General features: G+C 67.2%; 21 protein-coding genes. 9 read left to right on the top strand and 12 right to left on the bottom strand.

Translation table 11 applies throughout. From position 1 onward, the window contains the following. Positions 1-10 precede the first annotated feature (10 nt). Entirely contained in the window at positions 11-355 is a 345-nt protein-coding gene (locus ACYZGB_RS02295; RefSeq protein ID WP_462386586.1) for an antibiotic biosynthesis monooxygenase family protein, read from the bottom strand. After that, positions 352-696 carry an NIPSNAP family protein gene (locus ACYZGB_RS02290; RefSeq protein WP_462386585.1) on the bottom strand — a complete coding sequence of 115 codons (345 nt, stop codon included), beginning with the start codon at positions 694-696 and terminating at the stop codon, positions 352-354. Before ACYZGB_RS02290 ends, ACYZGB_RS02295 begins: the two co-directional genes overlap by 4 nt. A gap of 78 nt (positions 697-774) precedes the next feature. Between ACYZGB_RS02290 and ACYZGB_RS02285 the strand changes: the two genes are divergently transcribed. Together ACYZGB_RS02285 and ACYZGB_RS02280 are read left to right on the top strand one after the other, a co-directional pair. Then, positions 775-1,521: an ArsR/SmtB family transcription factor gene (locus ACYZGB_RS02285; protein ID WP_462386584.1), complete on the top strand. Its 747-nt coding sequence runs from the start codon at positions 775-777 to the stop codon at positions 1,519-1,521. Then, positions 1,518-1,841, top strand: coding sequence for a YnfA family protein (locus ACYZGB_RS02280; RefSeq protein WP_462386583.1), 324 nt, complete (start codon positions 1,518-1,520; stop codon positions 1,839-1,841). The genes ACYZGB_RS02285 and ACYZGB_RS02280 overlap by 4 nt, the downstream gene beginning before the upstream one ends. Positions 1,842-1,966: 125 nt before the next feature. On the opposite strand, the gene ACYZGB_RS02275 is transcribed toward ACYZGB_RS02280, so the two are convergent. Further along, entirely contained in the window at positions 1,967-3,553 is a 1,587-nt protein-coding gene (locus ACYZGB_RS02275; protein WP_462386582.1) for an ABC transporter substrate-binding protein, read from the bottom strand. A 398-nt stretch (positions 3,554-3,951) separates the two neighbouring features. On the opposite strand from ACYZGB_RS02275, the gene ACYZGB_RS02270 reads away from it, so the two are divergent. Further along, the gene (locus ACYZGB_RS02270; protein ID WP_462386581.1) at positions 3,952-6,186 is read left to right on the top strand and encodes an NADP-dependent isocitrate dehydrogenase; all 2,235 of its coding nucleotides are present in this window, start codon (positions 3,952-3,954) and stop codon (positions 6,184-6,186) included. 251 nt (positions 6,187-6,437) lie between these two features. Here ACYZGB_RS02270 and ACYZGB_RS02265 read toward each other — a convergent pair whose 3' ends face one another. After that, entirely contained in the window at positions 6,438-7,757 is a 1,320-nt protein-coding gene (locus ACYZGB_RS02265) for a hypothetical protein (protein ID WP_462386618.1), read from the bottom strand. A gap of 243 nt (positions 7,758-8,000) precedes the next feature. Between ACYZGB_RS02265 and ACYZGB_RS02260 the strand changes: the two genes are divergently transcribed. Further along, a complete protein-coding gene (locus ACYZGB_RS02260; protein WP_462386580.1) occupies positions 8,001-8,960 on the top strand; it encodes a LysR family transcriptional regulator in 960 nt (319 codons plus the stop codon). Between the two features lie 70 nt (positions 8,961-9,030). On the opposite strand, the gene ggt is transcribed toward ACYZGB_RS02260, so the two are convergent. Further along, the gene (gene ggt / locus ACYZGB_RS02255; RefSeq protein WP_462386579.1) at positions 9,031-10,908 is read right to left on the bottom strand and encodes a gamma-glutamyltransferase; all 1,878 of its coding nucleotides are present in this window, start codon (positions 10,906-10,908) and stop codon (positions 9,031-9,033) included. 229 nt (positions 10,909-11,137) lie between these two features. Here ggt and ACYZGB_RS02250 point away from each other — a divergent pair, with 229 nt between their 5' ends. Next, positions 11,138-11,599: an Lrp/AsnC family transcriptional regulator gene (locus ACYZGB_RS02250; RefSeq protein ID WP_063462278.1), complete on the top strand. Its 462-nt coding sequence runs from the start codon at positions 11,138-11,140 to the stop codon at positions 11,597-11,599. A 37-nt stretch (positions 11,600-11,636) separates the two neighbouring features. On the opposite strand, the gene ACYZGB_RS02245 is transcribed toward ACYZGB_RS02250, so the two are convergent. After that, positions 11,637-12,149: a DUF1993 domain-containing protein gene (locus ACYZGB_RS02245; protein ID WP_462386578.1), complete on the bottom strand. Its 513-nt coding sequence runs from the start codon at positions 12,147-12,149 to the stop codon at positions 11,637-11,639. A gap of 188 nt (positions 12,150-12,337) precedes the next feature. Further along, a complete protein-coding gene (locus ACYZGB_RS02240; RefSeq protein WP_462386577.1) occupies positions 12,338-13,609 on the bottom strand; it encodes an MFS transporter in 1,272 nt (423 codons plus the stop codon). A gap of 64 nt (positions 13,610-13,673) precedes the next feature. On the opposite strand from ACYZGB_RS02240, the gene ACYZGB_RS02235 reads away from it, so the two are divergent. The 3 genes from ACYZGB_RS02235 to ACYZGB_RS02225 all read left to right on the top strand — a co-directional run bounded on the left by ACYZGB_RS02235 (position 13,674) and on the right by ACYZGB_RS02225 (position 17,038). Next, a complete protein-coding gene (locus tag ACYZGB_RS02235; protein WP_462386576.1) occupies positions 13,674-14,624 on the top strand; it encodes an AraC family transcriptional regulator in 951 nt (316 codons plus the stop codon). Between the two features lie 38 nt (positions 14,625-14,662). Beyond that, positions 14,663-16,246: a PilN domain-containing protein gene (locus tag ACYZGB_RS02230; RefSeq protein ID WP_462386575.1), complete on the top strand. Its 1,584-nt coding sequence runs from the start codon at positions 14,663-14,665 to the stop codon at positions 16,244-16,246. Positions 16,247-16,402: 156 nt separating this feature from the next. After that, a complete protein-coding gene (locus tag ACYZGB_RS02225; RefSeq protein ID WP_462386574.1) occupies positions 16,403-17,038 on the top strand; it encodes a flavin reductase family protein in 636 nt (211 codons plus the stop codon). Positions 17,039-17,051: 13 nt separating this feature from the next. On the opposite strand, the gene ACYZGB_RS02220 is transcribed toward ACYZGB_RS02225, so the two are convergent. After that, positions 17,052-17,456: a tautomerase family protein gene (locus tag ACYZGB_RS02220; protein WP_462386573.1), complete on the bottom strand. Its 405-nt coding sequence runs from the start codon at positions 17,454-17,456 to the stop codon at positions 17,052-17,054. A gap of 167 nt (positions 17,457-17,623) precedes the next feature. Between ACYZGB_RS02220 and ACYZGB_RS02215 the strand changes: the two genes are divergently transcribed. Then, positions 17,624-18,559, top strand: a complete 936-nt coding sequence (locus tag ACYZGB_RS02215; RefSeq protein ID WP_462386572.1) for a LysR substrate-binding domain-containing protein — start codon at positions 17,624-17,626, stop codon at positions 18,557-18,559. A gap of 157 nt (positions 18,560-18,716) precedes the next feature. Here the strand turns inward: ACYZGB_RS02215 and ACYZGB_RS02210 are convergent, their stop codons facing one another. Genes ACYZGB_RS02210 through ACYZGB_RS02195 form a run of 4 tightly spaced genes read right to left on the bottom strand, consistent with a single transcriptional unit; the run spans position 18,717 to position 21,855 of the window. Continuing rightward, positions 18,717-19,778 carry an alpha/beta hydrolase gene (locus ACYZGB_RS02210; RefSeq protein ID WP_462386571.1) on the bottom strand — a complete coding sequence of 354 codons (1,062 nt, stop codon included), beginning with the start codon at positions 19,776-19,778 and terminating at the stop codon, positions 18,717-18,719. Between the two features lie 26 nt (positions 19,779-19,804). Continuing rightward, positions 19,805-20,767, bottom strand: a complete 963-nt coding sequence (locus ACYZGB_RS02205) for a hypothetical protein (RefSeq protein WP_462386570.1) — start codon at positions 20,765-20,767, stop codon at positions 19,805-19,807. 20 nt (positions 20,768-20,787) lie between these two features. Next, a complete protein-coding gene (lpoB, locus tag ACYZGB_RS02200; protein WP_094289960.1) occupies positions 20,788-21,405 on the bottom strand; it encodes a penicillin-binding protein activator LpoB in 618 nt (205 codons plus the stop codon). Positions 21,406-21,447: 42 nt separating this feature from the next. Then, positions 21,448-21,855 carry a YcfL family protein gene (locus tag ACYZGB_RS02195; protein ID WP_056056988.1) on the bottom strand — a complete coding sequence of 136 codons (408 nt, stop codon included), beginning with the start codon at positions 21,853-21,855 and terminating at the stop codon, positions 21,448-21,450. Positions 21,856-21,889: the final 34 nt, after the last annotated feature.

Below are 21,889 nucleotides of genomic sequence, written 5' to 3'. Positions count from 1 at the left end.
CTGCGCGCGGTCAGCCGTGCACCGCGCGGGAATCGGCGGGCGCCTGCGCCCGGTCGTTCATGCCGTAGTCACGCACCACCGCCGCCACGCGCAGCCGGTAGTCGGCAAACACATGGTCGCGCCCGGACGCCTGGGTGCTGCGGTGCGCCTCCTGTTGGCGCCAGCGGGCCACTGCCTCCTCGTCGCGCCAAAAGGACAGCGACAGCAGCTTGCCAGGCGCGCTCAGGCTTTCGAAGCGCTCGATGGAAACAAAGCCGTCGATCTGCGCCAGCAGCGGCTTGAGCGCTGCGGCTGCATCCAGATAGGCTCCGCGCTGGCCCGGCGCGGGTGTCACCTCGAAGATCACCGCCATCATGTGGCGGCCCCCTGCGGGTGGGCGGGCAGGCCCAGCGTGCCTTCCACGCCCTGGGTGAAGGTGCGCTCCTCGCGCAGGATGAAGCGCTTGTCCTGCGCCATCGCAAAGTTGGCGCGGCCTTCGGGGTCGGCGCGCAGACGCGCGCGGTAGGCCTCGTAGGCGGCCAGCGAATCAAAGCCGATCAGGCCCCAGGCCTCGTAGTTGCTGCCCTCGTGTGGCAAAAAATAGCCCAACAGGTGGCCGCCGCAGCGGGGAATGATCTGGCCCCAGCGGCGCGCGTATTCGGCAAACGCCTCGCGCTGGAAGGGGTCGATGTCGTAGCGGATGAAGCAGGTGATCATGGCGTGCAGAAGTTGTTGGTGGACAGGGCTTCACGATAGGCGGTTGACGGGCAGAGATGGTTCGCCCAAGATCGAACCATGAAAGACGGCCCCCACATCGCGCGCATTGCCGCGCTCATCGGCGACAGTGCGCGCGCCGAAGTCCTCACCGCCCTGATGGCCGACCGCGCGCTCACGGCCACCGAGCTGGCCGACATCGCGGGCGTGACCAAACAGACCATCAGCGCCCACCTGGCCAAGCTGCTTGACGCCGGTTTGCTGGCGGTGGAAAACCAGGGTCGGCACCGCTACTTCCGGCTGGCGGACCGGGACGTGGCGCAGCTGCTGGAGTCGCTGATGAACGTGGCCTTCCGCGCCGGTGCTGTGCGCCTGCGTAGCAGCCCGCGCGAACCCGCTCTGCGGCGCGCCCGCGTGTGCTACGACCACCTGGCGGGCGAAGTGGGTGTGCAGTTGCACGAGGCACTGCTGCGCCAGGGTTACCTGCGCGCTGCCGATGACGGCCTGGCCGTGACGCAGGCGGGCGCCGAGTGGTTCGCCCACCAGGGTATCGACACCGCGGTGGTGGCACGCCAGCGGCGCATGCTGTGCCGCCCCTGCCTGGACTGGAGCGAGCGGCGCCACCACCTGGGCGGCGCCTTGGGCGCGGCACTGCTGCAGCGCCTGCTGGAACGCGGCTGGGCCCGGCGCGACAAGGATTCGCGGGTGCTGCATTTCTCCGCCGAGGGCGAACTGGCCCTGCGTGCCTGGCTTGCACCCGCTGCAGGCGAGGCCGCCAGCAATGATCCACCCCGCACCCTTGCGGCCCGGGGCCGGTCCGGCCGATGAAAACCTTGGCACTTTTTCTGGCCACCGCCTTGGCCGAGATCGTGGGCTGCTACCTGCCGTGGCTCTGGCTGCGCCAGGGCAAGCCGGTGTGGCTGCTGCTGCCTGCGGCCGTAAGCCTGGCGCTGTTTGCCTGGCTGCTCACGCTGCACGACACAGCGGGTGCAGGCCGCGTGTATGCCGCCTACGGCGGCGTCTACATTGGCGTGGCGCTGGCCTGGCTGTGGGCCGTAGACGGCATCCGACCCACGCCGTGGGATGTGGCGGGGGTGCTGGTGGCGCTGGCGGGCATGGCGATCATCATGCTGCAGCCAGGGGATTGAGTGCCCCCTGAGTCGCCTTCGGCGCCTTCCCCCGAGGGGGACGCACCCGGTGGCCCGGCAGAGCCGGTTCCACGGGTGCACTGGCCTGGGCCGCGTCAGTCTCAAGGACTGTGGCGCCCAAAACCTCAATTCACCTTGATGAGGCGCCAGTCGATGCGGTTGTCCGGCCGCTGCACCAGCTCCACGTTTTTCTTCATGGCCCAGGCCAGCATCTGGTTGTGCAGGGGGATGTTGGCCACGGTGTCGTTCTGCAGCTGCAGGCCTTCGGTGAGCAGGCGGTTGCGTACGGGCAGGTCGGTTTCGGTCTTCACGCGGTCCACGATGTAGTCCATGCGTTCGTTGCTGTAGCGGCCCAGGTTGTAGTTGCCGTCGCCGCCCGTGGTCTTGGTGCGGGTGAGCGACTGCAGGGTGTACAGCGCATCGAAGGTGGGCACGCCCCAGCTGAGCAGCGCAATGCTGGCCTCGTGCCGCTGGGCCATGGGGTAGTAGGTGACCGAGGGCAGCGTGCGCAGCTTGGCCTTCACGCCCACGCGCGCCCACATCGAGGTGATGGCCTGGCACAGCTCTTCGTCCTGGATGATGGCGTTGTTGCTGCAGGCAAAGTCCACCTCGAAGCCGTCCTTGTAGCCTGCCTCGGCCAGCAGCGCCTTGGCGGCGTTGGGGTCGTAGGGCAGGCGTTTGTCTGCGGCTTCCGTCCAGCCGTTGACCAGCGGCGACACGATGGCCCCCGTGGGTTTGGACATGCCGCGCATGGTCACGCGCTGCAGCGTTGCGCTGTCGATGGCCTGGTAGAGCGCCTTGCGCACGCGCAGGTCCTTGAGCGGGTTCTTACCCTTGACGTTGCTGCCCACCAGCTCGTCGCGGAACTGGTCCATGGCGAGGTACACGGTGCGGTTCTCCACCATCTCCATGACCTTGAGATTGGGGTTGGCCTTGATGCGGGCCAGGTCCTGGATGCTGGTGTCGCGCACCATGTCCACCTCGCCCGAGAGCAGTGCGGCAATGCGCGTGGCTTCGGACTTGATGGGGGTGAAGGTGATCTCCGTGACGTTGCCTTCGGCCTTGCCTGCGTTCCACCAGTGGGGGTTGGCCATGAACACGATCTTCTGGTCGGGCACCCATTCCTTGAGCACAAACGGCCCGGTGCCCATGGCATTGCGGTGGGAGAAGGTTTCTTCCTTGGCCTTGATGTCCTTGGGCTCGACCGAGTTGTGTTTCTCGGCCCAGGCCTTGCTCATCACGCGCAGCTCGGTGAGCTGGTTCAGGATCACCGGGTTGGGGTTCTTGAGGAAGATGTCGATGGTCTCGCCGTCCACCTTGGCAATGCGGTCCATGCCCTGGGTGTAGATGGAGTAAGTGGAGGTCTTGCTCATCGCGCGCTGCAGCGAATAGACCACGTCATCGGCCGTCATGGCCGAGCCGTCGCTGAACTTCACGCCCTGGCGCAGCTTCACGCGCAGCTGCGTGGGGCTGACCTGCTGCCACGAGGTGGCCAGCAGCGGCTCGACCTTGAGCGTGCGGCTGTTGAACATGACCAGCGACTCGTACACGGCCGCATGGATGCCGTTGCCCAGGGCGCTGTTCTGCGAATGGATATCCATGCTCTGGATATCGGTGGAGCCTGCCCACTTGAACGGTTTTGCCGACACAGCGGGAGCAACGGTTGCCAGGGCCAGGGTGGCGGCCGCAAGCAGGGAACGCTTGAATTGCATGGCGAAATTTCCTTGATGAAATAGGAGAACCGGCAATATGCAGCAGGAAACAGGCCAGCCCAAGTCCCTGCGGCACCGATGTGGTGCGCGGCAATCAGGGGCGCGTCACTGCCGATTGCGCAATCCCGGGGACTGCGCTATGAAGCCAGGTCTGTGGCGTCAGGCCCGCAGGGGCGCCAGGGCACCGCAGGGCAGGCCATGGGCCCGGCAGCCCCGTCAATCACGCCAGAGGCTAAAAAAAATGGACTTGCCTGGCAGAAAATTCCGCATCATGAGATTCGATTGCAAAAACGGCGCGCACAGACAGCCCCGAGCAAGGAGAATCAGAGAGCATCCGCGTTTGGCCCCGCTGTAACCCAGCCGGGGGCATTTACATACTCTGTTTCGTGAGACAAGCCATGACGACCCAGCAACCCACCATCATCTACACCCTGACCGACGAAGCCCCCCGTCTGGCCACGGCTTCCTTCCTGCCCCTGATCCGCACGTTCGCCGCGCCTGCGGGCATCAACGTGGTGGAGTCCGACATCTCGGTGGCCGCCCGTGTGCTGGGTGAGTTCCCCGAGTTCCTGAAGGAAGAGCAGCGCGCCCCCAACACCCTGGCCGAGCTGGGCAAGAAGACGCTGCAGCCCGATGCCAACATCATCAAGCTGCCCAACATCAGCGCATCTGTCTCGCAGCTCAAGGCAGCCATCGCCGAGCTGCAGTCCAAGGGCTACGCCCTGCCCGACTACCCCGACCAGCCCAAGGACGACAAGGAAAAAGAGATCAAGGCCCGCTACGGCAAGTGCATCGGCTCCGCCGTGAACCCCGTGCTGCGCGAAGGCAACTCTGACCGCCGCGCGCCCAAGGCCGTGAAGGAATACGCGCGCAAGAACCCGCACAGCATGGCCGAGTGGAGCCAGGCCTCGCGCTCGCATGTCTCGCACATGCACGCTGGCGACTTCTACCACGGTGAAAAGTCCATGACGCTGGACCGCGCCCGCGACGTGAAGATGGAGCTGATCACCAAGAGCGGCAAGACCATCATCCTCAAGCCCAAGGTCAGCCTGCTCGATCGCGAAGTGATCGACAGCATGTTCATGAGCAAGAAGGCGCTGCTGGAGTTCTACGAGAAGGAAATCGAAGACGCACGCAAGACCGGCGTGATGTTCTCGCTGCACGTGAAGGCCACGATGATGAAGGTGTCGCACCCCATCGTGTTCGGCCACTGCGTGCGCATCTTCTACAAGGACGCGTTCGAGAAACACGCCAAGACCTTTGAAGAGCTGGGCGTGAACGTGAACAACGGCATGGTCGATCTGTACAGCAAGATCGAGACGCTGCCACAAAGCCAGCGCGACGAGATCAAGCGCGACCTGCACGCCTGCCACGAGCACCGCCCCGAGCTGGCCATGGTCGATTCGGCCAAGGGCATCACCAACTTCCACTCACCCAACGACATCATCGTGGACGCCTCCATGCCCGCCATGATCCGCAACGGCGGCAAGATGTGGGACGCCAACGGCCGCCTGAAGGACGTGAAGGCCGTGATGCCTGAATCGACCTTCGCCCGCATCTACCAGGAGATCATCAACTTCTGCAAGTGGCACGGCGCGTTCGACCCCAAGACCATGGGCACGGTGCCCAACGTGGGCCTGATGGCCCAGCAGGCCGAGGAATACGGCAGCCACGACAAGACCTTCGAGATCGCCGAAGACGGCGTGGCCAACATCACCGACCTGGCCACGGGCGAAGTGCTGCTCTCGCAGAACGTGGAGCAAGGCGACATCTGGCGCATGTGCCAGGTCAAGGACGCCGCGATCCGCGACTGGGTGAAGCTGGCCGTGAACCGCGCCCGCAACTCCGGCATGCCCGTGGTGTTCTGGCTCGACTCGTACCGCCCGCACGAAAAGGAACTCATCACCAAGGTGAAGATGTACCTGCACGAGCACAACACCGTCGGCCTCGATATCCAGATCATGAGCCAGGTGCGTGCCATGCGCTACACGCTGGAGCGCGTGATCCGTGGCCTGGACACCATCAGCGCCACCGGCAACATCCTGCGCGACTACCTCACCGACCTGTTCCCCATCATGGAACTGGGCACCTCGGCCAAGATGCTGTCCATCGTTCCGCTGATGGCCGGTGGCGGCATGTACGAAACCGGTGCGGGCGGCTCTGCCCCCAAGCACGTGCAGCAGCTGGTGGAAGAAAACCACCTGCGCTGGGATTCGCTGGGTGAGTTCCTGGCGCTGGCCGTGTCGCTGGAAGACCTGGGCCTGAAGACCGGCAACGCCAAGGCCAAGATCCTGGCCCAGACGCTGGACGCCGCCACGGGCAAGCTGCTGGACAACAACAAGAACCCCAGCCCCAAGACCGGCCAGCTGGACAACCGTGGCAGCCAGTTCTACCTGGCCATGTACTGGGCGCAAGAGCTGGCCGCGCAGACCAGCGATGCCGACCTGGCCGCCAAGTTTGCGCCCCTGGCCAAGCTGCTTACCGCGAACGAGCAAAAGATCGTGGACGAGCTGAACGCCGTGCAGGGCCAGCCCACCGACATCGGCGGCTACTACATGCCCGACGTCGCCAAGCTGGACGCCGTGATGCGTCCCAGCAAGACGCTGAACGAGGCGCTCAACACGGTGAAGTAAACGGTGGTGGCGTGAGCCGCTGGGTTGCTGCGCGCCTGCGCTTGCGGGAGGCGCGCAGCAACTGCGCAAGGGGTGCGCTGGTGGGTTTAAGGCATCAAAATGGCCTCCACCGCGCGACCACATTGCCCACATAGCTATATATTTAATAGCAAATCAAAAAAAAGGGGCCCCGCCCAACGCGGGGCCCTTTTGTTTTGGGTGGCACCGTGGGGGTTGTTGGAGCCACGGGTCGGCCCTTCAGGCCTGGGGCATCACGGCCGGTCGCGGTCCACCACCCGGCTGGCCAGCGGCGCGGGCACATAGGCGGGCAAAAAGGCGCAGCCCTTGCCAAACTCGGCCTCGTAGGCAGGGCATTGCTGAGCGATGCCTGCAGGCGCGGGCTTGGCGCCCTCCCCCTCATTCACCCAGCGCAGCAGCGCCGCCATCAGCGTGGGATAGGTGGGGTCGCTCAGGTAGCTGTGGCCGCTGTGGCGCGTGAAGGTCTGCACCAGCCGCGCGCCGCTGCCCGCCTTGTCCATGGTGGTCTTGAACTGCGCATCCAGCTCGACAAAGGCCGTGGGGTCGTCCACGCCCTTCACGGTGAGCACGGGCACGGGGATCTGGCCGGTCGGGTCCGAGTCCTCGGCAAACCGTGCCACGGCCTGCGGGTCGGCCCGGTAGCGCAGCACGCCCGCATTGAGCGCCGCATCGTCCGGCGAGCCCTTGTAGACCGCGCCCCGGTTGCCAAACGGGCTCGCGCCCCCGGTGCGGTGCTGCACCACATCGCGGTAATGGAAGGTCGCCCAGTTCATGTGGCCCGGGATGGCGCTGGCCGGGATGCGCAGCACATCCACCAGCGTCTGCACCTTGCGCTGCTGCTCGGGCGTACGCTCGGCCACGGGCTTGTTCAGGGCCAGGCATTCGTTCAGGCGCGCCGCCAGGTCGGCCTGGGTCATCGCGGCATCGCGCGGCAGGCCGGTGTTCAGCGGGTACTGCGCCTCGGTGGGCCGGGGGTGGTTGTTGCAGAGGTACTGGTAGACCACGCGCAGGTCGGTGCGGAAGTCGTACGAGCGGCTGCCGCCCGCGAGCACGCCGCTGGTGAGCAACACGGCGTCGTACGGGCGCTTGCCATCGGCCGTGCGCTGGAACATCTCGGCCCCCTTGGCCGCCACGCTGGCGCCCCACGACTGGCCGTGCAAAACGGTGCGCTGCGGCTTGGCCACATGCTGCACAAAGATCTGCCGCAGGCGCTCGGTGTCCTCGGCCGCCGCACGCACCTCCACCCCGCCCTGGCGGAAGGTGCTGCCCGCCCAGGCATACCCCGCGCGGACCATGATGGACCAGCGCTCCAGGTCTTCCACCGCACGCTCGGCCTTGGGCGCGCCCAGCGTGGGCCCGCCGTGCGCATGCAGCACCAGGTGGCCGTTCCAATTCTGCGGGATGGCAATGAGGTAGTAGGCCCCGGCCGAGTCGCGGCCCGCCAGGCACCGGGCGATGGCGGCCAGGTCCTTGGGGCAGGCCGCCGCCACAGGCGCCGCCTCGGCCGTGGCGACAGGCGGGTGGGTGGTGGCCATGGGTGCGCAGGCCACCATCGCCAGGCAGGCCAGGCCCGCGAAGGCCCAGCGCGGCCCCCGGGGCAAAAGGTGCAGAAGGGGTGGCAGGGAATGGGGCTGCGGTGCAGTCATGGCGGGGGTGTCTCCTGAAAGGTTCTTGGGGGTGCGAGCCGGATGCCGCTGCATCGTAGAAACCGGCTTCCAATACGTCAAATAGGAAAAAATGGCCCTGGCGATACGATTTGCATATGACCACCCTCCCAGCCACCCGCAGGCACTGACATGGACATCCGCCAGTTGCGCTACTTTCTGGCCGTGGCCGAGGCCGGGCACATGACCCGCGCGGCCGAGCTGCTGGGCATGGCCCAGCCGCCGCTGAGCCAGCAGATCAAGGCCCTGGAAAACACAGTGGGCCTGGTGCTCTTCAAGCGCCACGCCAAGGGCGTCACCCTGACCAAGGCCGGGCACGCCTTGCAGGCCGATGCCGCCCGCCTGGTGCATGACTTCGACGCACTGCAAAGCCGCATGCAGCTGCTGGCCGAGGGCAAGACGGGGCGGCTGGTGATCGCCTTCACCAGCTCGGCCGCCGCGCACGAGTTCACCCCGTTTGCACTGCGCGCATGCCGCGCACGCCACCCCGGCCTAGTGCTGGAGATTGGCGAGAACAACGCCGCCGAAATCACCGAGGCCGTGGCCGATGGCCGCCTGCACTGCGGCCTGCTGCGCGTACCCGTGGCACGGCCTGCGGGCCTGGTGTTCGAAACCCTGCAGCACGAGCCGGCCATGGTGGCCCTGCCCATCGACCACCCGCTGGCACAACGCCAGCGGCGCGGCAAGCCGCTGCCCATCCAGATTGCCGACCTGGAAGGCGAGCCCATGATCCTGGTGCGCCGCCCGGGCGCGCCCGGCCTGTATGCCAACCTGCTAGCGCTGTGTGCCGAGCAGGGCGTGCGCCCCCGCGTGGTGGCCGAGGTGGCGCGCATGCTGACCAACCTCAACCTGGTGGCGGCAGGCACCGGCATTTCCGTGGTGCCGTCGTCCATGCTGGGCGTGCACCGGCATGCGATTGCCTACCGCCCGCTGGTGGATGGCGGGCGGCTGGATGTGCCGCTCACCCTGGTCTACCGAGCGGACGACAACGTGGGACCCACGGCCACGTTCACCACCCTGCTGCGCACGCTGGCAGACGAAGCACACCCGGCGGTGGCCACGGAGCCCCCACAAAAAAAGGCTGCCCGGTAGTCCACCCGGCAGCCTCTTCCTGTACCGGTGCGGGCCCTCTCGGACCGCAACCGATCAACCTCAGCACACTTCAGTTATTGCCCTGCGCAATCCCCTCACGGCGGGGGTCGGCACCCCCGGCGTAGGTACCCGCACCCGGGTTGCGCGCCAGCAGGCCCACATTGCCGTTGGACCGCACGCCGTTGAACACCGCGCCATGCAGGCCGCTGGTGAACGCGTCGGTCTGCGCCACGGTGTGGCCGCGCGCCTTGAGGCCGTCGCGGATCGCGGCGGTGTCGATCACCGAGCCCTTTTCGATGGACGTGGTGGCATTGGTCTGCGCGCCAAAGTTGGGCAGGTTGATGGCTTGCTGCACGTTCAGGCCCCAGTCCGTCATGCCCAGGATGGTCTTGGTGGTGTACTGGATGATGGCGCTGCCGCCGGGCGAGCCAACCACACCTTCCAGGTCACCCGTGGCGGCGTTGAAGACGATGGTGGGCGCCATGGAGCTGCGCGGGCGCTTGCCCGGCTGCACGCTGTTGGCAATGGGGTTGCCCGCCGCATCGGTGGCCGTGAACGAGAAGTCGGTGAGCTGGTTGTTCAGCAGGAAGCCGCGCACCATCTGCAGGCTGCCAAAGCCGTTCTCGATCGTGGTCGTCATGGACACCGCATTGCCTGCGCTATCGATGATGGACAGGTGGGTGGTCGATGGCAGGGCCAGCGAGTTGTCCCGCCCCTTGGCGCCACTCACACCCGGCGGTGTGCCCGCCACGGGCGTGCCGATGCTCTTGCTCAGGCTGATGAGCTTGGCGCGCTCCTTGAGGTAGTCGGCGTTGATCAGGCCGGCCTGGGGCACGCTCACGAAGTCGGGGTCGGCCACATACAGCGCGCGGTCGGCATAGGCCAGGCGGTAGGCCTCGGACACCACGTGCACCGAATCCAGCGTGTTGGGCTTCATGGCTGCCAGGTCAAAGCCCTGCAGCAGGCCCAGGGTCTGCAGCACGGCAATGCCGCCCGAGCTGGGCGCGGGCATGCCACACACGCGGTATTGCACGCGGTAGACGCCGCACACGGGCTCGCGCACCTTGGGGGTGTAGCCGCTCAGGTCATCCAGTGCGAGCTTGCCGGGGTTGGTGGGGTGGCTGCTGACCTTGGCCACGATGTCCTTGGCGATGTCGCCCTTGTAGAACGCGTCGGCACCGCCCGCTGCAATGGCCCGGAGGGTGGCCGCGAGTTCGGGGTTCTTGAGCAGCGTGCCCGCCGCCTTGGCCGTGCCGTCGGCGTTGAGGAAGTAGCTGGCGCCGGGCTCGCCCTGGGCCTTGATGCGCGCGGCCGATCCGGCAATCGACACGCTCATGCGCGGCGAGATCGCAAAGCCGTTTTCACTGAGCTGGATGGCGGGCTCGAACAGGTCCTTCCACGGCAGCTTGCCGTGGGCCTTGTGTGCGGCTTCGAGCATGCGCAGCACGCCCGGCGTGCCCACCGACAGGCCTCCATCCACCGCCGCCAGAAACGCCAGCGGCTTGCCATCGGCGCCGATGAAGAGGTTGGGCGTGGCGGCCTTGGGCGCGGTCTCGCGGCCATCGTAGGCCAGCAGCTTGTTGGCGCCCTTGTCAAAGTGCAGCATGAAGGCGCCGCCACCGATGCCCGACGACTGCGGCTCCACCAGGTTCAGCACCATCTGCACCGCAATGGCGGCATCGGTGGCCGTGCCGCCTTTGGCCAGGATGTCCACGCCCGCCTTCGCCGCCAACGGGTTGGCCGCCGCCACCATGTCCTTGTTGGCATAGCTGATGGACTTGGGCGTGTAGCCCGAGGGCGGCTCGGGCGGCACGTACTGCTCGACGGGTTCGGGGGTGGCCACCGGCGTGGTGGGGCCATCGCTGCCGCCACAGGCCGCCAGCACCGCCAGTGCGGCGATGCTCAGACCCAGGGCATAGGGTTTGCGTCGAAAAACAGAAGCCGTCATGGATGAAGTCCTTGGAAAAAAGCAAAGGAAGGGGAACGCGGGTCATCGGGCGCAAAGCACACTGCACCACGGTGGATGCAAGGCCCCGGAGCTGCAGGCACAGACCGCAGATTCCGTGCCAGAAACACCCGTCCAGTATGTGACACGGCCATGAAAATCATTTTGCTTTAATGCCCCATATATCGCCAAATACGAGAAACGATTTTTCTTATTTGCCGTGAAACAGAATCTGGATTCCATTGACCGCCAGTTGCTGGCGATGCTGCAGCAAAACGCCGAGACGCCGCTGGCCGAGCTGGCCGATGCCGTGCACCTTTCCAACACACCCTGCTGGCGGCGCATCCAGTGGCTGCGCGAGAAGGGCTACATCACCCGCCACGTGGCCCTGGTGGACCCGCGCAAGGTGAATGTGGGCGTGACGGTGTTCGTGGCCGTGAAAACCAGCCAGCACCACCAGCAGTGGTTCGACACCCTGCGCGACGTGGTGATGGGCATCCCCGAGATCGTGGAGTTCTACCGCATGAGCGGCGATGTGGACTACCTGCTGCGCGTGGTGGTGCCCGACATCCGCGCCTACGACGCGGTCTACAAGCGGCTCACGCAGGCGGTGGCGCTGTCGGACGTGAGTTCGAGTTTTGCGATGGAGGAGATCAAGTTCACCACCGCGCTGCCGCTGAACTACGCGCAGTAGCCACACCGGGTGGTGGCCGCCTGCGCGATGGCTCGGATCAATACTGGCCCATGTAGTCGCGCTTGCCCAGCTCCACGCCGTTGTGGCGCGCAATGGCGTAGGTCGCGTTCACGTGGAAGAAGAACTGCGGCAGGCCGTAGTGCAGCAGGTAGTGTTCGCCCACAAACTGCTTTTCGCGCGGCGTGCCGGGCTGGATGGTGATGGCGCGCGTGGCGGCATCGGCAAACGCGGCCTGTGGCAGGCCTTCGATGAACGCCAGCACGGTGGCGATGCGTTCGTTCAGATCGGCAAACCCGGGACGCTCGGCGTCGGGGAAGGACGGCACCTCCACCCCGGCCAGGCGTGCGGCCACGCCCTTGGCGAAGTCGCAGGCAATCAGCACCTGGCGCGCCAGCGGAAACATGTCGGGGAACAGGCGCGCCTGCAGCAAAGCGTCAGGTTCGATCTTGCGCGCCGCGGCATGGGCCTCGGTCTTGGCCAGCACGTCTTTCAGGGAACCCAGCATCTGGCGGAAAACGGGGATGCTGGCGTTGTAGATGGGGTGGGTCATGGGTTGTCCTCGGAGTGGTGTGGGGGCTGCGCGTTGCGGGCCATGCAAAGGCCCCTGCGCAGTCGCAGCGATTGCAACACAAGCCCGCCAAGCCTGTTGGCGGGCACGCAGAAGCCCCGGCGCACCCGGCCCATTGATGGATGCCCCGCCGACGATCCACCAACGAGAGAGCGCTTCGCCTCTCCCGATCAGGCAGCGGTTGCCAGGGGCCGAGCGGCCCGTGCTGCCACGCCCACCCCCACCAGCGCCGCCGACACCACACTCAGCACCAGCGTGAAGGCCGAGCCGTAGAAGATGCCCGAGGTCATGCCGTGGTCCAGCATCGCACCAAACACCGGGGCGGCCAGGCAAAAGCCCAGGTCCAGGCCCGAGTACACCGTGCCATACACCCGGCCCGTGGCTCCGGGCGGCGCAGCGCGCTTGATCAGCATGTCGCGCGAGGGGCCCGCCAGGCCTGTGCCCAGCCCCGCCACCGAAGCCACGGCCACCGCCGCCATGCCGGGCAAAAAGCCCATGCCCACCACCACCAGCAGCGCCGCCGAACCCAGCAGGCACACCGAGATGATCTTCTCCAGCCGCTGCACACGCCCCACCAGGAACCCACCCACCAGCATGCCTGCCGCGCCGCACAGCATGTAGCCCGTGACCACCATGGCCGTGATGCTGAGCGGCAGGCCGTACATGGACTGCAGCGCGGGGCTGGCGAAACTCTGGATGGCGCTCAGGGCGCAGGTGCTCCAGAAGAAGAACGAGAAACACAGCCACACCGAGGGCAGCTTGAGGAAGGCCATGGGGTGCTCGGGCTTGGTCGCCCCGGCCCCGCCCTTGGTCTGGTGCGCCCAGGCGCCCTGGCGGTCGTCCAGCGCATCGCGGTTCCAGGCCATGATGGCCAGCACCACCAGGGCGAACAGCCCACCGCACAGGCAGGCCGTGCGCCACGAGCCCGTGGCCGTGGCAATGCCCGCCATGAACACGGGCGCCGTGGCCCAGCCCAGGTTGCCGCTGATGCCGTGCACCGAAAAGCCATGCCCCAGGCGCTGCGGCGACACGCGTTTGTTCAGGATCGTGAAGTCCACCGGGTGGAACGGCGCATTGCCCAGACCGGCCAGCGCGGCCGCCAGCAACAGGCCCCAGTAGCCCTGCGCGGTGCCCGCCGCCAGGCCCGCTGCCGCAAAACTCGACAGCGCAAAAAACATCACCGGCCGCGCGCCCACGCGGTCCACGATGAAGCCCGACAGCGCCTGGCCCACGCCCGAGATCACAAAAAACACCGACACCAGCAGGCCCAGCTCGGAGTAGCTGAAGCCGAACTCGCCGATCAGCCACGGGAACAGCGGCGGCAGCAGCATGTGGAAGAAATGCGAGCTGCCATGGGCCAGGCCAACGAGGCCGATGGTGCGGGCGTCCTGCCGCAACGGGACAGGGTTGGCGAGGGTGCCAGAGGAAGAGGAAGCGGTCATGGGCTGATCATAGGCAGGGCAGCCCCGGCAGGTTTACGATAGGCAGACAACTTTTGTCGCAAACATGCCAAACCCGCGCACTCTGCCCGCCACGCCCACGGCGCCCACCGAACCGGTGGTGGAACACTTTGCCGCCCAGGTCGTGCCGCGCCCCCAGGCCGGCAAGCCACGCGGCCTGTCGTACGTGGACTCGCTCACGCCCGAGCTGTTTGTGCCCACCACCGCGCGCCCGGTGCGCGCCAAGCTGCGCTGGCTGGCCACCGACACCCAGGTGATGCCGCACAGCCACCCCTGGGCGCAGGTGGCGATATCGACCACGGGTGTGATCCGGCTCACGGTGGACCACGGCACCTACATCGTGCCGCCCTCGCGCGCGCTGTGGATTCCGCCCGGTGTGGAACATGCCGTGACCATGGTGGAAGACGCCGACCTGCGCACGCTGTACTTTCACCAGCCCCGGGGGCGCTGCGGCCCCGGTGTGCCGCGCGACCAGGAAGACGCCTGGCGCCAGTGCCGCGTGCTGGAGGTGTCCGACCTGCTGCGCGCCCTGGTGCGCGAGATGCCCACCGCACCCGATGGTGGCCCCGCGATCAGCCCCTCCGACCTGCGGCGTGAACAGCATTTGAGCGCCCTGGTGCGCGACGAACTGGCCCGCGCCGCCGCCGTGAAGCTGGGCGTGGACCTGCCCCAGGACAAGCGCCTGCGCCACCTGTGCGAAGCCGTTCTGGCCGACCCCACGCGCCACGACACCCTGGCCGACTGGGCGCAGGACACGGGCGCCAGCCCCCGCACCGTGGCGCGGCTGTTCCGCTCCGAATTGGGCAGCACCTTCACCCAATGGCGCCAGCAGGTGATCCTGGCCAAGGCCGTGTCGCTGGCCGCCGGGCGCATGCCCATGGGCCAGATCGCCGCCGAACTGGGCTACAGCGCCAGCGCCTTCAGCGCCATGGTGCGCAAGTCGGTGGGGCAGCCGCCGGGGCGGTTTCTGGGGCAGCAGCAGCCAGTGCCGCAGTGACGGAGGTGAGCGCAGGGTGTCAGTACCATGCGGACAGCATGAGCCACCTTCACACTCCACGCGCTCTTCGTTCTCTGCTCCTGGCGGCGTTGGCGTGCACCACCACCGCGCTGGCCCACGCCGCGCCGCTCGACGTCACACCCGACACGCTGATCGAACGTGCCAACCTGCTGCGCGACGCCCATGAGCGCCCGTGGGACCCTGTAACGGGCCGCCTGGGGAATCTGCGGCTGGTGCACATCATCGCCAACGACTGCACGGTGCGCGTGGTGTCGGGGGCCGAGAACCGGCTGTTTCTGGGGCGCGGGTCCTTCAGCGTGACGGAAGACACCCCGGCGGCCGACCGCCAGCGCCGCGCCCTGCCCCCGGTGCGCGACGTGACGATCACGGCCGGACCTGCTGCGTCGGCCATCCCCCGCGTGGGCACGGACAAAAGCGCCGTCTGCTTCACGCTGCAGCTGGCCACGGCGCACGAACTGCTCATCCGCGGCGACCGGTTGGCGCTGCTGTTCGATCGCGTGGACCTGCCCGCGCTGCGCATCTTCCTGAACCCCAGCGCCGACATGCGACTGTGGTTCCACGGTGTGCGCCTGGGCCTGCTCAGCCTGAGCTCGAATGCCTGGGCCAAGGCGGGTGGCACGGGGCAGATCGAATGGCTGAAGCTGCACAGCACACAAAGCAGCAGCGCACTGCTGCTCCATGACATGAACGCGCGCCATGTGGGCGTGAGCACCCTCACCACCGGGGCCCGGTTTTCGGTCCGCATCGGCCAGGACACCGACGCGGGCTACTACCAGCCCGCCCGCGCGCCGGGCGCCATTGCGCACCAGTACCCCATCTGGATCGACGGCCCGCTCAGCGCGCTGAAGGTGCCCGCAGGCAGCGTGCACCCCATGCCCCTGACCAGCGCCTTGCGCGATGAAACCCGCGCGCTGCAGCAAGACGTGATGGGCCGCGCGGGCCCCAGCCCGGTGCTGCCAGCACCCGACCCGGGCTCTCCACCGCCGCCTGGCGCGCAAGCAGCCAGCGGTGAGCCCGTCTCACCCCGCCAGCGGGTCAGCGATGCGCTGCAGCCGCTGCTGCCCCGTGGCGTGACCCTGGGCAAGATCGACCTGTGGAAGGACGGTGCAGCGCTGGAGGGCCGTGCGCCCGATGACGCGGCCGTGCGCGAGTGGGTGCAGGCGCTGGAGCGCTCGGGCGAGGTGCGCAACCCGCAGGTGGCCTGGGTCCGGCGCGAGGCTGACCAGGTGGCCTACCGCGTGCTCGTCAACTTTCTGTGCGCGGCGCCGGGCGAGCGCAGCGTGTGCCTGCCAGCAACGGGCAGCGCCTACACCCAACAGCAGGTGGAAGACGCTCTGCGCCCGGTGCTGGGCAACGGGGTGACACTGACCAAGCTGGCGCTGCGCGACGGCAAGCGCGGCCAGCTCGTCGAGCTGGAGGGAGGCGGCAGCGAGGCAGAGGTCCGCGCGGCGCTGGAGCGCGTGCGCCAGCAGATACCCTGGTTGACGGCGTCGAGCTACGGCATTGGCCAGGGCTCGTTCTCTGCCCTGCTGCGCATGGTGTGTACCGTACCGCCGCCCGCCAACCCCGGCATCTGCGCAGCGCCCGAACAGCGCCGCTGAGCCGTGGAACGGTGGCCCAGTGCTCCCGTAGCCCCTGTGCGCGCTAACCATATGCCCGGATAGCTATGAAAAAGTGAGCACCAAGATATCCTGGCGGCTGCAGCGCGCCGCGTCTGCCGCTAAGGTGTTGGCCTGTTCGCCCCCCTGCCGAGCCCCATGACCACTCCACAGACTCCACGCACCTTCCACAGCTACGAACCCCGCCAGGGCCATGGCCTGCCGCACGACCCTTTCAACGCCATCGTGGGACCGCGCCCCATCGGCTGGATTGCCACACAGAACGCAGAGGGCGCCACCAACCTCGCGCCCTACAGCTTCTTCAACGCCTTCAACTACGTGCCGCCCATCGTGGGCTTTGCCAGCATTGGCTACAAAGACACGGTGCGCAACGTGCAGGAGACCGGCGAGTTCGTGTGGAACCTGGCCACGCGCGAGCTGGCCGAGGCCATGAACCAGAGCTGCGCCGCCGTACCGCCCGAAGTCAGCGAGTTCGACCTGACCGGCCTCACCCCCCTGCCCTCTACCCGTGTGCGCCCGCCGCGCGTGGCAGAAAGCCCGGTCGCCTTTGAATGCCGCAGCACGCAGATCCTGCAGCTGCAAGGCGCGGACGGAATGCAGGTGGACACCTGGCTGGTGCTGGGCGAGGTGGTGGCCGTGCACATCGACAAGGCGCTGCTGAAAGACGGCGTGTACGACACAGCGAACGCCGGCCACATCCTGCGCGGCGGCGGCCCGGCGGACTATTTCACGGTGGGGCCGGAGCAGTTGTTCAGGATGTTCCGGCCTCGGTAGCGAACGCCACGGCTCAGGCTGCGGCCTTGTTCTGCACCAGGTCCATTGCAAACCGCCCGTGGCCCACGGACCAGTCGGAATAGTCGTTTTCGTGCATGAAGATGAACACGTCGGCCGGGGCCACGCCCGCCATGGCCTGCAGGTTGCGCGCAATGGCGGCGTAGAGGGTGCGCTTCATCGCGTCGCTGCGCCCGCGCCGCAGCGTGATCTCGACCACCACCACGCGGTCGGAGCGCGCCACGCCGTTGAAGGTGGGGCTGTAGGCAAATTCGCCTGGGGCATAGCCAGCCACCAAGTTGAACAGCTCGTCCGGCGGCATGCCGATGGCGTCTACCAGCGCTTGGTGGATGCCTTGCACGATGGCATTGCGCATAGCGGCTGGGGTGTCGTGCGGAACGTTGGTGCGGATGAATGGCATGGGTCTTTCTTATGTTCTCTTGAATCAAATAGAGAAGTTGAAATGAGCAGCGGTTGGCTTGTAAACAATTCAAGCCTCACCGCCTATCAGGCAAACGATTGTTGCTATCAGTTTGGTTTCTGAAAAGCGATGATTTGGCCGCTTTTATGTGTCTTAAAATCACATAGATGAGTCACCGGCTGCCCCCACTGAATGCCCTGCGTGCTTTTGAGGCGGCGGCCCGCCTCGGCCGCATGACGGCGGCAGCGGAAGAGTTGTCGGTCACGCCCGGCGCCATCAGCCGCCAGGTGCGCCAGCTGGAGCAGCACCTGGGCGTGGCCCTGTTCGACGGCAGCAAGGCCCGCCCCACCCTCACACCGGCAGCGCATGTGCTGCAGCCGGTGCTGACCACCGCCTTTGCCCACATCGCCGATGCGGTGCGCGAGGTCAGCGACACCCGCCGGGGGCCGCTGGACGTGGCCTGCTTCAGCACCTTCACCGTGAAGTGGCTGATCCCCCGGCTGTTCGACTTCCAGGCGCAGCACCCGGGCATCGAGGTGCGCCTGCGCACCACCGACGCAGGCACCGGTGCGGGCCGCATGCACGGCGACCTGGCCATCACCGCCGAAGAGGCCACCGGGGCGCGGGACACCAGCAAGGAACAACGGTTGTTCCCCGAACACCTGGGCCCGGTGCTGAGCCCCGAACTCGCGCAGCGGGTGGCGCTGCACCAGCCCGCCGATCTGGCCGACCCGGCCCTTGCGCCCCTGCGCCTGCACACCCGCACGCGGCGCAACGCCTGGGCCATGTGGGGCGCTGCGGCGGGCACTACCGTGCCCCCGCCCACGCCTGCACAGGCGGGGCCCGAGTTTGAGCACTACTACTTCACGCTGGAAGCCGCCGTGCGCGGGCTGGGCATTGCCGTGGCCCCCTGGCATCTGGTGATGGACGACGTGTTGGCAGGCCGGCTGGCGGCACCGCTGGGTTTTGTGGCCTCGGGGTATGACTACGTGGTGCGCCGCCGCACCAGCGGCCCCCTGCCCCGGCTCGATGTGTTCTGCGACTGGCTGCAGGCGCAGGCTGCGGCAACGCCGGCACCGCCTGGGTTGCAGCGCGGGGACTAGTGTCCCGATTTAGAAATTCGTCTTATAGGGATGCCGAAAATCGTTGCCGTGCTGCATTGCAAATCCTCGCGATAGCTGCGGCTATCGCTGTGGCTTGCGCCTTGCCTGACAAGATTTCGACATCTTTGGTTTTTCAGCAAACTTCTCACTCATGGCACTACGGCTGCGTTAACAGCGGCCCACACAGCCCGACGACCGGGTTGCGAGCCCATTGTTCTGTCCACGCCCACACCTGCTGCACACCGTCCACAGCCTCCCCACCGGCTGTGCGGCGCTGCAGGCCGTGGTCGGCGCCCTCCATGCGCCGCGCGCAGTAGGGCGCGGTGCGCAAGGCCGCCAGCGCTTCAAACCGCGTGTAGGCCACGGCGGGCACCATTGCGTCGTCACCACCCCACACCTGCAGCAGCGGCCAGGGGCTGCGCAGCAGGGGCAGGGTCAAGGGCCAGTTCCACAGGTCGCGCCAGTAGCCCAGGCTGCGCCCCTGCACCACCACGCTGTCGTGCGGCGCACCCGCCACGATCTGCGCGAGCGCAGCCCAGTCGTCCTGCACGCCCAGGCGGCGGGCCTGCAGGGCCCCGGCCTCTTGCGGGTCCAGCCCGCTGGAGCCGATGAGCACCAGGCCGGCGAGCTGTGGCACCTCGGGCGCCAGCGCGGGCAGCAGTTCTGCCCCTTCGGAGATGCCCACCAGCAGCTGCGGCAGCGCGGGCTGCCCCTGGCGCTGCAGGGCATCGGCACGCAGGGCCGCGCGGGCGTGCGCGAGCCAGGTGGAATGCCGGTCGCGCGACACAAAACTGTGCGGACAGTCGGCGGGGGCGGTGCGATCGCCAGGGCTCACCCCGGGCTTGTGCAATACCAGCACCTGAGCGTGCAGCAGTCCGGCAAAGTAGCGGTCAGCAAACGATCCCAGACCCGCACAGCCAGAGCCGGGCACCACGATCACCCGATAGCGCAGGGGCGGCACCCGTTCGCTGCGTTGCAGGGCCTGCAGCACCACGCCACGCTCGCCAGGCAAAACCAGGGGCTCAAAGCGGCCCGTGGGGGCCGCGTGTGGAGGCTCGGCCAGCACCGGAGACAGGGGCGAGGCCGTGGGCTGGGCCGCAACCGCCCCGACGGCAGCGGCCAGCACCGCCCCTGTGGCCCACCGCCGTGCGCCCAACAAAAAGGCCAGCACGCGGCTGGCCTGGCGCGATGGGGGTACAGCGACGAAGCAGTGCGCCACGGCGTATCACCCCCAAAGAGCTGTGTTTACTTGAGGATCAGCACCTGCTCGGGCTGCTGGGGCTGCGGCACGGGCATAGGCTGGCCACCCTGCTGGTACACCGGCGGCGGGCGCACGCCGCGCGCCAGGTTGGCGTCGGTGTAGCCCAGTTGCCCGGCGAGCTGCTGGTACACGTCCTGCGCCAGCGACAGCGAGGTCTCGCGCATCACCTTGGCGCGGTTGGGCGGCGCGATGTCACCACGGACCGACAGGATCTTGGTGTCGTTGCCTTCGCCCTGGGCGGAGAACGCGGCCTTGATCTCGTAGGTCTTGGTGTTGATGAGCGAGAAGTCGGCCAGCAGCTGCAGGCCGTACTGGCGCGTGGCGCTGGTCGTGCCTTGCAGCGGCGAGAGCGCGTCGGTGAAGTCGATGCTCGACACCACGCCAAACAGCACGTAGTCGGCGCCGTTGAACTCGCCCTTCTTGATGCGGCTGATCACGTCGGCCACCTGGGGCTGCGCCTGTGGCGTGGCCATCTTGCCGCCCTGCACCTGGTTGAGCACCTGCTCGGCCTTGCTGGGCTGGGGCTTGCCTGCGTCAAAGCCCTTGCCCTGGATCAGGCGGAAGTAGGTGCCCTGCAGGATGGCGCCCTTGATGTCGTTGGTGTAGCCACCCAGCTCGCGCTGCTCGATGTAGCTGTAGCGCCCGGCCACATAGGTGCCGCTGGCCTGCTCAGACGCCTGCATCGAGTGGCTGCCCGAGTGCGAGCCGCCGCCGCCATAGGGGCCGTGGCTGTAGCCGCCGCTGTGGCTGCCGCCCGCGCTCATCTGGCTGCTGCGCTGGTAGGTGCCAGCCATGAAGTATTCGGACACGCGCTGGGCGTAGGCCAGGTCGGTCACGGCGATCTTGGGGGCCGCGCCCGGCTGCTGCGCCTGCGCGCCCGTGCCCCAGGCCAGCGTGGTGGCCGCGATCACGGCCAGGGCCGTGTGGAGAGTGGTTCTGCGTTGCATGGTGTGCTCCTTGGGGCAGATCAGCGCTTGCTGGTCTTCCGGATTTCCTTTTCGTCCTGCCACTCGATCGTGCCTTCCTGCACATCAAACAGCTTGAGCGTGAACTTGTAGTACACGTCCTTGGTGTTGTTGTTCTGCTTGACGATGCTGGTCAGCTCGCCTTCCATGCTGTACTTGGCAGCCGTCATCTGGCCGACCTTGGCGGTGGTGCCTTGCTTGTACAGGCCGCTCTGGTTCTGGCGCTGCAGCTCGTCCACACCGGCCTGCATCTCGTTGATGGAGCGCACAAAACGCACCTTGCCCGACTTGACCAGCGCGGTCTGGATCGAGTTCATCACGTTGGTGGTGTCGATGTACTCGCTGGTCTTGTTCTTGACGGTGGAGATCGTCACCGTGGGGCGGCCCTGGAAGATGCCGGTTTCGAGCAAGCCGCCGGTCATCTTCTCGGCAATCATCTGCAGGTCGGTGGAGCCGAACTCGTTGGTCACCAGCTCGACGGCCTTGGCGTCGCCGTAGTTGACCTGGCGATCAAAACGCACGGTGGGCGAAGACAGGTTCTGGCAAGCCGACAAGGCCAGGGTGCTGGCCGCAAAGGCCAGGACCAGCGCACTGCGCTGGATGCGGTTCTTGGTGTTCATGTTGGTTTACTCCTCACTCAAACAGGGATTGGTGCGGCGCGATCAGCGCGGCTCCACATTCATTTCCAGGCGCAGGTCCACGGCGGCGCTGGTGGGCGCCACGCTTTTCACGGTCTGCTGGCCCAGGCCGAGCACACTCATCTGCTTCCAGGATTCGCCATCGCCCACCTGGTTGCCCACGTTGTCCAGCCACTTGAAGCGGTAGAACACGGTGCGGTCGGTGCGGCCCATGTTGGCCATGTCGGCCTGCACCACCAGGATGTCGTTCTTGCGCACGATGCGCATCTCGCGCACGGCGATGCTGTTGGCTTCGCCGCGCAGGGCGACCTTGGCGGCAACGGCCAGCGGGGTGGCAGGGTCGTGCAACTGGGCGCTGGCATTGCCAGCCAGGGTCATCAGGGCCGCGCACAGCACTGCAGGGATCGCGGCGGGGACAAAACGGGTTCTCATGCCAGAGGCTCCTTGAATGGGGTCAGAAACAGTG

It is taken from the genome of Acidovorax sp. Q11, assembly GCF_054950075.1.
This window is presented reverse-complemented; position numbering and strand designations above follow the sequence as displayed.